Consider the following 12,494-nt stretch of genomic DNA (forward strand, 5'->3'; position numbering starts at 1 on the left):
CAGGAGCAGCAGGCCGGCTGGTCCACGGCGCCTCCGCACGGGCAGGACGAGACGATCAACGCCTCAACCCTGCCACGCGCGTCAGAGCACCCGCCGCATCGCGAGGTGCCGTATGCCGGCGTCCTGGAACTCCGCGCCGTACGCCTCGTACCCGAGCCGCTCGTAGAAGCCGAGCGCATGGGTCTGGGCGTGCAGGTCCACCGCCGTGAGGCCACGCGCGCGTGCCGCGTCCTCGATCGCCCGCACCAGCGCCACACCGACCCCGAGACCGCGCGCGGCCCTGGCGACGGCGAGCCGCCCCAGCGAGCCCACGCCCTCGGCGCCGCCGGTCTTGCCGGCCGCGTCCGCTCCATGGAGCAGCCGCCCGGTGCCCAGCGGGAGCCCGTCGTCCCGGCGGACCGCCAGGACGTGCACGGCGGTCGCGTCGTACGCGTCGTACTCGATGTCCTCGGGCACGCCCTGCTCGACGACGAAGACCTCGCGGCGGACCGCGAAGCCCGCCTCACGGTCCGCCCGGTCCCGGGCCTCGCGCACGACGAACGGGCTCACGCGCTCTCCGCCGCGATCCGGTCGAGGGCGCCCTGCAGGTCGGCCGGGTAGGTGCTGGAGAACTCGACCCACTGGCCGTCCGACGGGTGCTCGAAGCCGAGCCGCACGGCGTGCAGCCACTGCCGGGTCAGGCCGAGCCGCTTGGCCATCGTCGGGTCGGCGCCATAGGTCAGGTCGCCCACGCACGGGTGCCGGTGGGCCGACATGTGGACCCGGATCTGGTGGGTCCTGCCGGTCTCCAGCTTGATGTCGAGGAGCGAGGCCGCGCGGTACGCCTCGATGAGGTCGTAGTGCGTCACCGACGGCTTGCCGTCGGCGGTCACGGCCCACTTGTAGTCGTGGTTCGGGTGGCGGCCGATCGGCGCGTCGATGGTGCCGCTCAGCGGGTCGGGGTGCCCCTGGACCAGCGCGTGGTAGCGCTTGTCGACGACCCGGTCCCGGAACTGCGCCTTGAGCAGGGTGTACGCCCGCTCGGACTTGGCGACCACCATCAGCCCGGACGTGCCCACGTCGAGCCGGTGCACGATGCCCTGGCGCTCGGCAGCGCCGGAGGTCGAGATGCGGTACCCGGCGGCGGCCAGGCCGCCGATCACGGTCGTCCCGGTCCAGCCGGGGCTCGGGTGGGCTGCCACGCCTACCGGCTTCACGATCACGACGATGTCGTCGTCGTCGTGGACGATCTCCATCCCCTCGACCGGCTCGGCGACGATGCGGACCGGCGCGGGAGCGCCGGGCATCTCGACCTCGAGCCACGCACCCCCGCTGACCCGCTCGGACTTGCCGACGACGGCGCCGTCGACGAGCACCTTCCCGGCGGCGGCCAGCTCGGCCGCCTTGGTGCGGGAAAAGCCGAACATGCGGGCGATCGCGGCGTCGACGCGCTCGCCTTCCAGGCCATCGGGAACGGGCAGCGTACGGATCTCGGGAATCGTGCTCACCCGTCGAGTATGCCGGACGCCGCGGACACTCAGTCCTTGTGGACGGTCCCGTCCGGGTCCAGGCCCCGGAAGGACAGGATCACGATCAGGAAGCCGCCGCACACGATCGCCGAGTCGGCGAGGTTGAAGACGGCGAAGTGCGCGGGGGCGATGAAGTCCACCACCGCGCCCTGGAAGACGCCGGGCGAACGGAAGATCCGGTCGGTGAGATTGCCGAGGGCGCCGCCGAGCAGCAGGCCCAGCGCGATGGCCCACGGCAGGCTGTAGAGCTTGCGGGCGAGGCGGATGATCACCACGATGACCGTCGCGGCGATCAGCGTGAAGATCACGGTGAAGGCCTCGCCGATGCCGAACGCCGCGCCCGGGTTGCGCATCGCCTGGAACTTCAGCAGATCGCCGACGATCTCGATCGACTCGCCGTGCGGCTCCAGCTTCGCCACCACGATCATCTTGCTGCCGAGATCGAGCAGGTAGGCCACGAGGGCCACGACGAACAGCGCCATGATGCGGCGCCTGCCCCTGGGCTGCTCGGCGGGCGCCGCAGCCTCGTCGTCAACATCCGGCGTACCGATGATGCGCTCCGCCTCTGCCACGTGTGTCCCTCAACCTAGGTGCCTGACTGAGGACGAGGGTACGGCACACGGTGGCGGACTCAGCCCCGCCGTTCCTGCTTCTGCTTGTCCTCCACGCACAGGGTGGCCCGGGGGAAGGCCTGCATGCGCGCCTTGCCGATGGGCCGGCCGCAGATCTCGCAGAGACCGTAGGTGCCCGTGTCGAGCCGCTGCAGCGCGTGCTCGCTCTGTTCCAGGGTCGCGCGCGCGTTGGCGGCGAGCGCCATCTCGTGCTCGCGCGTGATGTTCTTGGTGCCGGTGTCGGCCTCGTCGTGGCCGGCTCCGTCGCCGGAGTCCCGCATCAAACCGGACAGCGCCTCCTCGGAGGAGGCGAGCTCGGCCTGGAGGCGGGCCACCTCGCTCTCGAGACCGGCCCGTGCCTCCGCCACCTCGGCCGGCGTCCACGGGTCCTCCCCGGGCCGTACGGCGAGCTCCTGCGCCGTCTCGGCGACGTTCCGGGCCTGGGGCACCGCCGACGCGGCCTCAGCGGTCACGTCCGCGGTCTTCTTGGCTGCCACCGTCCTGGCTCCTGTCTTCTCCGCGGCCTCGGCCGCCCCCTCGGCCGCGGGCGCGGCCTTCTTCGCGGTCTTCCGGGCCGCGGTCCCGCCGGCCGCCGCCTTCCCGGTGGGTGTCTTCCCGGCGGAGGCCTTCTTGGCCGCCGCCTTGCCGGCGGCGGTCGTGGCGGGCGCCGCCGTGGTGGTGGGCAGCTCTTCCATGACCTCCGCCTCCGCCGGTGCCGTCCTGCCGACCGTCGCCTCGGCGGCCGGTTCCTTCCCTGCCGCCTTCTTGGTGGCCGCCTTCGTGGCCGGCGTCTTCTTGGCGGCCGTCTTCCCGGCAGGTGCCTTCGTGGCGGCCGCCTTCTTGGACGGTGCCTTCTTCGCGGCCGCCTTCTTGGTGGTCGTCCTGGTGGTGACCGCCTCCGGAGCCACCGCCTCGGCGGCCACCGCCTTCTTCGGGGCGGCCTTCCCGGTCGCCGTCTTCTTCCCGGCCGCTTTCCCGGTCACCGTCTCCTTCGCGGGCACCGTCTTCCTCGCGGCCGTCTTCCGGGTCGCCGTCCTCTTCGCGGCCGTCCTGGTGGCCTCCGCCTCCCCGGTGGCCGGGGCCGTCCCGTCGGCCCGGACTCTCCCGGGGGCCGTCTTGCGGACCGTGGCGCCCGAGGGCGCGGCCTTCGCCGTGGTCTTCCGGGCGGCCGTGGCCTTCTCGGCCGTCTCCGCGCGCTTGGCGGTACGGGTGGCCTTCTTCGCCGCCGTCCTGGTCGCGGCCGTGACGGCCTTCACCGCCTTGGCGGCGGTCTCCGCGACGGTCTTCCCGGTCGTGGTCGTGGTCTTCTTCGGCCCGGCCGCCACGGTCCTCGCGACCGTGCTCTTCTTCCCGGTCGCGTCCTTGGCCGCCGCGCGCGTGGCGGTGGATTTTGTGGACGCCGTCTTCTTTACGGCGGTCTTCTTCGCCACCATGTCGCGGCCCCTTCACATATTGTGATCTTGCTCGCGAATCGTGCTGGGACGATAAATCGGCGCCGACCCCGCGGCAACGGGGCACGCCGCCGGTTTCGCCCGCCCCGTGCCCGCGGCAAGGGAAGCCTGCCTCCGTTGTGCCCAGCTCCCCGCCCGGTAATCCGTCGTGCCGGGGCCGCAGCGGTCCGCAGGAGGACGTATGCCCATTCGGGTCACGTGCGCACCCCTTCGCCGTCCGCCGGAAAATCGGTCGGCCGCCGTCACCGCGGGCCCTTACACTGTGGAGGTGCCCCCTTGCTCGAGCGAAGCCGAGAGCTGGGGGGAGGAGCGAAAGGCTTGGATGGGGACGAGTAGCGTCGTACGCAGCCATGAGCGACCCGGGGACGGTGAGAGCCCGGGGGCGAGCCCGATGTGAAGCATCACCCCGGAGCCGCCGGAAGAACGCTTTGGCGCAGTGGGCCCGGCCCATCGGCGCAAGGCCAGTAGAACCGGCATCGCGACCCCAATGAGGGGGCTCGGGGCCGTTCGCGCGGCCCGGGGCCAAGGAGGGTGGTACCGCGGGAGCACAGACGGGCTCTCGTCCCTCCGACGGAACGAGGAACAGTCCGCCGGAGGATCCGATGTCGCAGTACCGCCAGGTACCCGCCCAGGTCGACCTGCCCGCGCTCGAGCACGCCGTGCTCGATTTCTGGCGCGAGAGCAAGGTCTTCGCCAAGAGCCTTGAGCAGTCCGAGGGGCGCCCCGAGTGGGTCTTCTACGAGGGCCCGCCCACCGCCAACGGCATGCCCGGTGCGCACCACATCGAGGCCCGTGTCTTCAAGGACGTCTTCCCCCGCTTCCGCACCATGCGCGGGTACCACGTCGCCCGCAAGGCCGGCTGGGACTGCCACGGCCTGCCGGTCGAGCTCGCCGTCGAGAAGGAGCTCGGCTTCTCCGGCAAGAAGGACATCGAGGCGTACGGCATCGCGGAGTTCAACGCGAAGTGCCGCGAGTCGGTGACCCGCCACACGGACGCGTTCGCCGAGCTGACGACCCGCATGGGCTACTGGGTCGACCTGGACGACGCGTACCGCACCATGGACCCCGAGTACATCGAGTCGGTGTGGTGGTCCCTGAAGGAGATCTTCAACAAGGGTCTGCTGGTCCAGGACCACCGCGTCGCTCCCTGGTGCCCCCGCTGCGGCACCGGCCTCTCGGACCACGAGCTGGCGCAGGGGTACGAGACGGTCGTCGACCCCTCGGTCTTCGTGCGCTTCCCCCTGACCTCCGGCCCCCTCGCCGGCGAGGCCGCGCTGCTCGTCTGGACGACGACCCCCTGGACCCTGGTGTCCAACACGGCCGTCGCCGCGCACCCCGACGTGACCTACGTCGTCGCGACGGACGGCCGGGAGAAGCTGGTCGTCGCCCAGCCGCTGCTGGAGAAGGCCCTCGGCGAGGGCTGGGAGGCCACCGGGCAGACCTTCACCGGCGCCGAGATGGAGCGCTGGAGCTATGAGCGCCCCTTCGAGCTCGTGGAGTTCCCGGCCGAGGCGCACTTCGTCGTCAACGCCGAGTACGTGACGACCGAGGACGGTACGGGTCTGGTGCACCAGGCGCCCGCCTTCGGTGAGGACGACCTCAAGGTCTGCCGCTCCTACGGGCTGCCCGTGGTCAACCCGGTCCGCCCGGACGGCACCTTCGAGGAGTCGCTGGACCTGGTCGGCGGCCAGTTCTTCAAGAAGGCCGACGAGGCCCTCACCGCCGACCTCCAGGCCCGTGGCCGTCTCTTCAAGCACATCGCCTACGAGCACAGCTACCCGCACTGCTGGCGCTGCCACACCGCGCTGCTCTACTACGCGCAGCCGTCCTGGTACATCCGTACGACCGCGGTGAAGGACCGGCTCCTCGCGGAGAACGAGGGCACCAACTGGTTCCCCGAGTCGGTCAAGCACGGCCGCTTCGGCGACTGGCTGAACAACAACATCGACTGGGCGCTGTCCCGCAACCGCTACTGGGGCACCCCGCTGCCGATCTGGCGCTGCGAGGAGAACCACCTCACGTGCGCCGGCTCGCGCGCCGAGCTGACCGAGCTGACCGGGACCGACCAGTCCTCCCTGGACCCGCACCGCCCGTACATCGACGACGTGACCTTCGCCTGCCCGGCCGAGGGCTGCGGGAAGACCGCCACGCGCGTCCCGGAGGTCATCGACGCCTGGTACGACTCGGGCTCGATGCCGTTCGCGCAGTGGGGCTACCCGTACCGCAACAAGGAGATCTTCGAGAAGCGCTACCCGGCGCAGTTCATCTCGGAGGCCATCGACCAGACCCGTGGCTGGTTCTACACGCTGATGGCCGTCGGCACCCTGGTCTTCGACAAGTCGTCGTACGAGAACGTGGTCTGCCTGGGGCACATCCTCGCCGAGGACGGCCGGAAGATGTCCAAGCACCTGGGCAACATCCTCCAGCCGATCCCGCTGATGGACCAGCACGGCGCGGACGCGGTGCGCTGGTTCATGGCGGCCGGCGGGTCCCCCTGGGCCGCGCGCCGCGTGGGCCACGGCACGATCCAGGAGGTCGTCCGCAAGACGCTCCTCACCTACTGGAACACGGTCGCCTTCCAGGCGCTGTACGCCCGCACGTCGGCCTGGGCGCCCAGCGCGGCCGACCCGGCCCCGGCGGACCGCCCGGTCCTGGACCGCTGGCTGCTCTCCGAGCTGCACGCCCTGACCGACCAGGTCACGCAGGCCATGGAGGCGTACGACACCCAGCGCGCCGGCAAGCTGCTGTCCGCCTTCGTCGACGACCTTTCCAACTGGTACGTTCGCCGCTCGCGCCGCCGCTTCTGGCAGGGCGACAAGGCGGCGCTGCGCACGCTCCACGAGGTCGTGGAGACGGTCACCCGCCTGATGGCGCCGCTCACCCCGTTCATCACCGAGCGGGTGTGGCAGGACCTGGTCGTCCCGGTCAGCCCGGACGCGCCGGAGTCGGTGCACCTGTCCAGCTGGCCGGAGGCCGATCTCTCCGCCATCGACCCGGAGCTCTCCTCCCAGATGGCGCTGGTGCGCCGGCTGGTCGAGCTGGGCCGCGCCACCCGCGCGGAGTCCGGTGTGAAGACCCGCCAGCCGCTCTCCCGGGCGCTGGTCGCCGCCGCCGGTTTCGAGACGCTCTCGCCCGAGCTGCACGCCCAGATCACCGAGGAGCTCAACGTCAGCTCGCTGGCGTCGCTCTGCGAGGTCGGCGGTTCGCTCGTCGACACCACGGCGAAGGCGAACTTCCGGGCGCTGGGCAAGCGCTTCGGCAAGGGCGTCCAGGACGTCGCCAAGGCGGTCGCCGCCGCCGACGCGGCCGCCCTGTCGCTGGCCCTGCGCGGCGGCGAGGCGACGCTGGACGTGAACGGAGAGACGATCACGCTCACCCCCGACGAGGTCATCATCACCGAGACCCCCCGGGAGGGCTGGTCGGTCGCGTCGGACTCCGGCGCCACGGTCGCCCTCGACCTGGAGATCACTCCGGAGCTCCGCCGGGCGGGCCTGGCCCGCGACGCGATCCGGCTGATCCAGGAGGCCCGCAAGAACAGTGGCCTGGACGTCGCGGACCGTATCGCGCTGCGCTGGCAGTCCACCGACGCCGAGGTCGCGTCGGCCCTCGAGGACCACGCACAGTTGATCGCCGACGAGGTCCTGGCGACGGACTTCGCCACGGGGGACGCGGACGCCACCTACGGCACCGCGTTCACCGACGAGGGCCTGTCCCTCACCTTCCGCCTCCGCAAGGCGTAATCCACACGACGAAGGGCCCGGCCACCATGCAGTGGCCGGGCCCTTCGTGTCGCCACGCGCGCGGGGGGGGGGTGTCTCCCGCCGGGACGGCGGTCCGCCGTGTGCGGGAGAGCAGGGCGCAAAAGGGCCGGGGCCCGGAACATGTGTTCCGGACCCCGGCCCTTCGGCCTGCCTGCCGACGGCTACGCGCGTGTCGCGCGGGAACCCGCCGTCAGTTGTCGTCCTCGTCGATGAGGAAACCGCGCATCGGCGAGGGCGCCTGCTGCATCGGCTGCGGCGCCTGCGGCCGCACCGGCGCCATCGGCTGGGTCATGGCGGGCGACATCTGCTGCTGGCCGCCGTACGACGGAGCACCGCCCATGGTCGGGTTGCCGCCCATGGACTGGTTGCCGCCGTAGGACGGTCCGCCCGCGCCGGCCGACGCCATCGACGGGGACGGCGGCAGCGAAGCGGTCGCCGGGGTCCGCGGCGGGGCCAGCGAGTCGTCCGCCTGGGTCTCCAGCTGACGCAGCTGGCTCTCCAGGTAGGACTTCAGCCGCGTGCGGTACTCGCGCTCGAAGCCGCGCAGGTCCTCGACCTTGCGCTCCAGCGTGGCGCGGGCCGACTCCAGCGAGCCCATCGCGACGCGGTGCTTCTCCTGCGCGTCCCGCTCCAGGGCGTCCGCCTTGGCGCGCGCGTCGCGCTCGAGGCCCTCGGCACGCGAACGCGCCTCACCGACGATCTTGTTGGCCTCGGAGCGGGCCTCGGCGATCGCCTGGTCGGCGGTCTGCTGGGCCAGCGAGAGCACACGCGCGGCGCTGTCGCCGCCGGGGCCCTGACCCGGCTGCGGCATCTGCGGGCCGGGGCCGCCCATCGGACCGCCCATGGGGCCGCCCATCGGACCGCCCATGGGGCCGCCCTGCATCGGACCCGGACCCATCGGGCCGGGACCCTGCGGACCCTGACCGCCCGGGCCGGCGGGCAGCTGCGGGGCACCGCTCGGCAGCTGGGGCGGGCCACCCATGGGGCCACCCATCTGCTGCTGCGGCGGGCCCGATATGCCGGCGGGCACGGGAGCGCCGGGACCCACCGGACGGTCCTGACCCTCCGGAGGCTTGCGCATCCCCTGCTGCTGCTGGTTCTGCGCGGCGGCACGGGTCGCTGCGGCCAGCTTGGCGCGCAGGTCCTCGTTCTCGCGGAGCAGACGCGTCAGCTCGGCTTCGACCTCGTCGAGGAAGGCATCGACCTCGTCCTCGTCATAGCCTTCTCGGAGGCGGACGGTCGTGAACTGCTTGTTCCGCACGTCCTCGGGGGTCAGCGGCATCTCTTCTTCACCTCTACGTAGTCGTCGGCAGTCGGCAGGACCGTATCTCGCTGCACCCTCAGACCCTCATCGCGAAGCTGTTCACGATGGAGATGAGGATGTAGACGATGATCATCAGAACGAAGAAGGACAGGTCGAGTGCCACGCCCCCGAGACGCAGCGGCGGGATGAACCGCTGCAGAAGCTTGAGTGGTGGATCGGTGACAGTGTAGGTGGCCTCGAGAACGACCACCATCGCCTTACCGGGTTCCCATGAACGGGCGAACTGGAAGACGTACTGCATGACCAGTCGGAAGATCAGCAGGACGAGGAAGCACATCAAGATGATGTACAGCACGTCCAATGCGACGCCCATCCCGCGTTTCCCTCTCCCCTGGTCTCATGTCCACCGGCCTTCCGGCCGGCCGTTCCCGGTGTCGTGCTCTCAGCTCTGGTTGAAGAATCCGCCCTCTGCGATGCGGGCCTTGTCCTCCGCCGTGACATCGACGTTAGCAGGCGACAACAGGAACACCTTCTGCGTCACTCGCTCAATGCTGCCATGGAGCCCGAAGACGAGGCCGGCGGCAAAGTCGACAAGTCGCTTCGCGTCCGTGTCGTCCATCTCGGTGAGGTTCATGATCACAGGCGTGCCCTCGCGGAAGTGTTCCCCGATGGTACGGGCCTCGTTGTAGGTCCGGGGGTGCAGCGTGGTGATGCGGTAGGGCTCCCGCTCGGACACGACCTTGGGCATGATCACCGGTGCGTTCTTCTCCAGGCTCGGACGTTCAGGTGTGATGGATGCCACGGGGGCGATTCGCGCGGGTCGTCCGCTTTCAGCGGGAAGCGGAACCGGTTCACGCTGAACCGGAGGCGGAGCTACCGCGCGCACCGGCTCCTCGCGCTCCACCTGGTGCGGCGGCTGGTGGCGGCGCCTGTCGCGCTCGGGTTCCGGCTCCAGCTCGGGTTCGAAGTCGTCATCGGGGTCGAAGCCCCGGCCGTCGTATCCATCGTCCTCCACGAGGCCGAGGTAGACCGCCATCTTGCGCATCGCGCCGGCCATTCTCTGAGTCCTCCGCTCTGTGGTGGATCGGCAACGTCATCTGCCCGCGATCCACTGGGCCTGTCCGCTGTTCGGCGGAAATGACCATATTTTCTACTGTGGTCCGACTTGCTTCGCGACGTTACCCGAGCCGGGGACGTACACCGAGTACCGCCGTACCGATGCGCACATGTGTCGCTCCGGCCGCCACCGCGTCCTCGAGGTCCGCACTCATCCCTGCTGACACCATGTTCGCAGCCGGATGGGCCGCGCGCAGGCGGGATGAGAATTCCATCAGCCGGTCGAAGGCGGCCCGTTGGCGACCGGCGTAGGGCCCGGCCAGAGGTGCGACGGTCATCAGTCCGGCGAGCCTCAGCCCGGGCGCGTCCTCCACCGCGGCGGCCAGTTCCTCGATGCCGTCCGGCGCCACCCCGCCCCGGTCGCCGCGCTCCCCCGCCTCGGCGTCGAGCGCGACCTGGATCAGACAGCCCAGTTCCCGCCCTTCCCGGACCGCCGCGGCCGACAGCGCGGTGACGAGCTTCGGACGGTCGACCGACTGCACGATCCGGGCGTAGGACGCCACCGAACGGACTTTGTTGGTCTGCAATTGACCGACGAAGTGCCAGGTCAGATCGAGATCGGCGCAGGCGGCCGCCTTCGGCGCGGCGTCCTGGTCGCGGTTCTCGGCGACGTGCCGGACACCGAGCTCGTGCAGCAGCCGGACGTCGCTCGCCGGGTAGGTCTTGGTGACCACGATCAGGGTCACCTCCTCGCGCTTGCGGCCGGCGGCCGCGCAGGCGGCAGAGATACGTTCCTCCACTCGCCCCAGGTTCTCGGCGAGTTGGGTCTTGCGGTCCGTCATGCGCTATCCGTCCAGCCAGACATATCCGGCGAGCCGCCCGGTGGTGCGGTCGCGTCGGTACGAGAAGTGGTCGTCCGACTCCAGGGTGCAGACCGAGGAGGCCTGCCGGTCCCGGACGCCGAGTGCCTCGAGCTGGGCGTGGACCCCGGCGGTGACGTCGACCGCCGGTGTGCCCCAGCTGGTCTCGGCCCGGGCGGCCGGCTCGACGGCGGCGACGTCGTCCCGCATGGCCGCGGGGACCTCGTAGCAGCGTCCGCAGACGGCGGGGCCGGTGCGGGCGGTGATCCGGGAGGGTTCCGCGCCGAGTGTGATCATGGTCTCCACGGCGGCCGGGACGACCCCCGCGACCATCCCGGGGCGGCCGGCGTGGGCGGCGGCCACGACCCCGGCGACGGGGTCGGCCAGCAGGACGGGCGTGCAGTCCGCGGTGAGCACGGCGAGGGCGAGCCCACGCCGGGCGGTGACGACCGCGTCCACCGCCGGGACGTCCCCGGTGCCCCATGGCCCGTCGACCACGGCGACCTCCCTGCCGTGGACCTGGTTCATCCAGACGACGGCCGCCGGGTCGAGTCCGAGCGACTTGGCGGCGAGCTCCCGGTTCGCGCGAACGGCAGCGGGGTCGTCGCCGACCGCGCCGCCGAGGTTGAGCTCCGTGTACGGAGCGGCGCTCACTCCGCCCCACCGGTCGGTGAAGGCGAAGCGCGCGCCGCTCGCGTGATGCTGCTGCCCTATCACTTCACAAGGTCACTTCAGGAAGTCCGGGACGTCCAGCTCTTCGGCCTGGGTGTCCGGGTAGGGGCGGGCCGGCGGCACCGCCGGCGGGGTGACCGGGGAGAGGCTCTCGGACGCGGCCGGGGCCGGTTCGGCCGGGGCCGGGGGCTCCTCGCGCGGCGGCACGGTGCCCAGTCCGCCGGCCGGGCGGGAGGACTCGGTCGCCCGCGGCGGTGCCGGCTCCTCGCGCTTGCTCGATCCGGCGCTGAGGATGTTGTCCCGCCGGGCCGGCGGCTGGCCGCCGTCGAAGCCGGCCGCGATGACCGTGACCCGCACCTCGTCGCCCAGGGCGTCGTCGATGACCGCGCCGAAGATGATGTTGGCCTCGGGATGGGCCGCCTCGCTCACCAGCTGAGCGGCCTCGTTGATCTCGAAGAGGCCGAGATCGCTGCCGCCGGAGATGGAGAGCAGCACGCCGCGGGCGCCGTCGATGGACGCCTCCAGCAGGGGCGAGGAGATCGCCATCTCGGCGGCGGCCACCGCGCGGTCGTCGCCGCGCGCCGACCCGATGCCCATGAGGGCGGAGCCCGCCTCGGACATGACCGACTTGACGTCGGCGAAGTCGAGGTTGATGAGGCCCGGGGTGGTGATGAGGTCGGTGATGCCCTGGACACCGGACAGCAGGACCTGGTCCGCGGACTTGAACGCGTCCAGGACGCTGACCTGGCGGTCCGAGATGGACAGCAGCCGGTCGTTCGGGATGACGATGAGGGTGTCGACCTCTTCGCGGAGCTCGGCGATGCCGTCCTCCGCCTGGTTGGCGCGGCGCCTGCCCTCGAAGGTGAACGGGCGCGTGACCACGCCGATCGTCAGGGCGCCGAGCGAGCGTGCGATGTTGGCGACGACGGGTGCGCCGCCGGTGCCGGTGCCGCCACCTTCGCCGGCGGTGACGAAGACCATGTCGGCCCCCTTGAGGACCTCCTCGATCTCCTCACGGTGGTCCTCTGCCGCCTTGCGACCGACTGCCGGGTTGGCTCCGGCCCCGAGGCCGCGGGTGAGTTCACGGCCGACGTCGAGCTTGACGTCGGCGTCGCTCATCAACAGTGCTTGCGCGTCCGTGTTGATGGCGATGAACTCGACGCCCTTGAGACCGACCTCGATCATTCGGTTGATGGCATTGACACCACCGCCGCCGACACCGATGACCTTGATGACTGCGAGGTAGTTCTGCGGTGCTGCCACGTCGAAGGCCTCTCGCCTCGAGTTACGTGTCGCCGCTTCGCGGTGGTC

Annotated in this window: 12 protein-coding genes; 2 read left to right on the top strand and 10 right to left on the bottom strand. The window is 71.2% G+C overall.

What is annotated here, in order from left to right; translation table 11 throughout:
• Positions 1-81: 81 nt before the first annotated feature.
• The 4 genes from ACY34K_RS01485 to ACY34K_RS01500 are packed head-to-tail and all read right to left on the bottom strand — an operon-like array spanning position 82 to position 2,814.
• On the bottom strand, positions 82-549 hold the full coding sequence (locus ACY34K_RS01485) for a GNAT family N-acetyltransferase (protein WP_462742223.1): 468 nt from the start codon (positions 547-549) through the stop codon (positions 82-84).
• Positions 546-1,487: an RluA family pseudouridine synthase gene (locus tag ACY34K_RS01490; protein WP_462742226.1), complete on the bottom strand. Its 942-nt coding sequence runs from the start codon at positions 1,485-1,487 to the stop codon at positions 546-548. Before ACY34K_RS01490 ends, ACY34K_RS01485 begins: the two co-directional genes overlap by 4 nt.
• A gap of 29 nt (positions 1,488-1,516) precedes the next feature.
• Entirely contained in the window at positions 1,517-2,080 is a 564-nt protein-coding gene (lspA, locus tag ACY34K_RS01495) for a signal peptidase II (protein WP_462742230.1), read from the bottom strand.
• 59 nt (positions 2,081-2,139) lie between these two features.
• On the bottom strand, positions 2,140-2,814 hold the full coding sequence (locus ACY34K_RS01500; protein ID WP_462742233.1) for a TraR/DksA family transcriptional regulator: 675 nt from the start codon (positions 2,812-2,814) through the stop codon (positions 2,140-2,142).
• On the opposite strand from ACY34K_RS01500, the gene ACY34K_RS01505 reads away from it, so the two are divergent.
• On the top strand, positions 2,813-3,577 hold the full coding sequence (locus ACY34K_RS01505; RefSeq protein ID WP_462742235.1) for a hypothetical protein: 765 nt from the start codon (positions 2,813-2,815) through the stop codon (positions 3,575-3,577). The two genes, ACY34K_RS01500 and ACY34K_RS01505, sit on opposite strands and share 2 nt — an antisense overlap.
• A 595-nt stretch (positions 3,578-4,172) precedes the next feature.
• On the top strand, positions 4,173-7,310 hold the full coding sequence (gene ileS / locus ACY34K_RS01510) for an isoleucine--tRNA ligase (protein WP_462742237.1): 3,138 nt from the start codon (positions 4,173-4,175) through the stop codon (positions 7,308-7,310).
• A 211-nt stretch (positions 7,311-7,521) separates the two neighbouring features.
• Here the strand turns inward: ileS and ACY34K_RS01515 are convergent, their stop codons facing one another.
• The 6 genes from ACY34K_RS01515 to ftsZ form a co-directional block, all read right to left on the bottom strand.
• Positions 7,522-8,613 carry a DivIVA domain-containing protein gene (locus ACY34K_RS01515; protein WP_462742240.1) on the bottom strand — a complete coding sequence of 364 codons (1,092 nt, stop codon included), beginning with the start codon at positions 8,611-8,613 and terminating at the stop codon, positions 7,522-7,524.
• A gap of 58 nt (positions 8,614-8,671) precedes the next feature.
• Positions 8,672-8,968 carry a YggT family protein gene (locus ACY34K_RS01520; protein WP_462742243.1) on the bottom strand — a complete coding sequence of 99 codons (297 nt, stop codon included), beginning with the start codon at positions 8,966-8,968 and terminating at the stop codon, positions 8,672-8,674.
• 69 nt (positions 8,969-9,037) lie between these two features.
• Positions 9,038-9,652 carry a cell division protein SepF gene (locus ACY34K_RS01525; protein WP_462742246.1) on the bottom strand — a complete coding sequence of 205 codons (615 nt, stop codon included), beginning with the start codon at positions 9,650-9,652 and terminating at the stop codon, positions 9,038-9,040.
• 121 nt (positions 9,653-9,773) lie between these two features.
• Positions 9,774-10,493, bottom strand: coding sequence for a YggS family pyridoxal phosphate-dependent enzyme (locus ACY34K_RS01530; protein ID WP_462742249.1), 720 nt, complete (start codon positions 10,491-10,493; stop codon positions 9,774-9,776).
• Positions 10,494-10,496: 3 nt separating this feature from the next.
• Positions 10,497-11,228: a peptidoglycan editing factor PgeF gene (gene pgeF, locus ACY34K_RS01535; RefSeq protein ID WP_462742252.1), complete on the bottom strand. Its 732-nt coding sequence runs from the start codon at positions 11,226-11,228 to the stop codon at positions 10,497-10,499.
• 9 nt (positions 11,229-11,237) lie between these two features.
• Entirely contained in the window at positions 11,238-12,446 is a 1,209-nt protein-coding gene (gene ftsZ / locus ACY34K_RS01540; protein ID WP_462742255.1) for a cell division protein FtsZ, read from the bottom strand.
• Positions 12,447-12,494 lie beyond the last annotated feature (48 nt).

It is taken from the genome of Streptomyces sp. STAM6 (assembly GCF_054963715.1).

Bases quoted from the DNA above. Each gene is read 5' to 3' on its own strand.
- ACY34K_RS01530 (WP_462742249.1), bottom strand. From the start codon at position 10,493: ATGACGGACCGCAAGACCCAACTCGCCGAGAACCTGGGGCGAGTGGAG.
- ACY34K_RS01525 (WP_462742246.1), bottom strand. From the start codon at position 9,652: ATGGCCGGCGCGATGCGCAAGATGGCGGTCTACCTCGGCCTCGTGGAG.
- ACY34K_RS01520 (WP_462742243.1), bottom strand. From the start codon at position 8,968: ATGGGCGTCGCATTGGACGTGCTGTACATCATCTTGATGTGCTTCCTC.
- ACY34K_RS01515 (WP_462742240.1), bottom strand. From the start codon at position 8,613: ATGCCGCTGACCCCCGAGGACGTGCGGAACAAGCAGTTCACGACCGTC.
- ACY34K_RS01500 (WP_462742233.1), bottom strand. From the start codon at position 2,814: ATGGAAGAGCTGCCCACCACCACGGCGGCGCCCGCCACGACCGCCGCC.
- ileS (WP_462742237.1), top strand. From the start codon at position 4,173: ATGTCGCAGTACCGCCAGGTACCCGCCCAGGTCGACCTGCCCGCGCTC.
- ACY34K_RS01505 (WP_462742235.1), top strand. From the start codon at position 2,813: ATGACCTCCGCCTCCGCCGGTGCCGTCCTGCCGACCGTCGCCTCGGCG.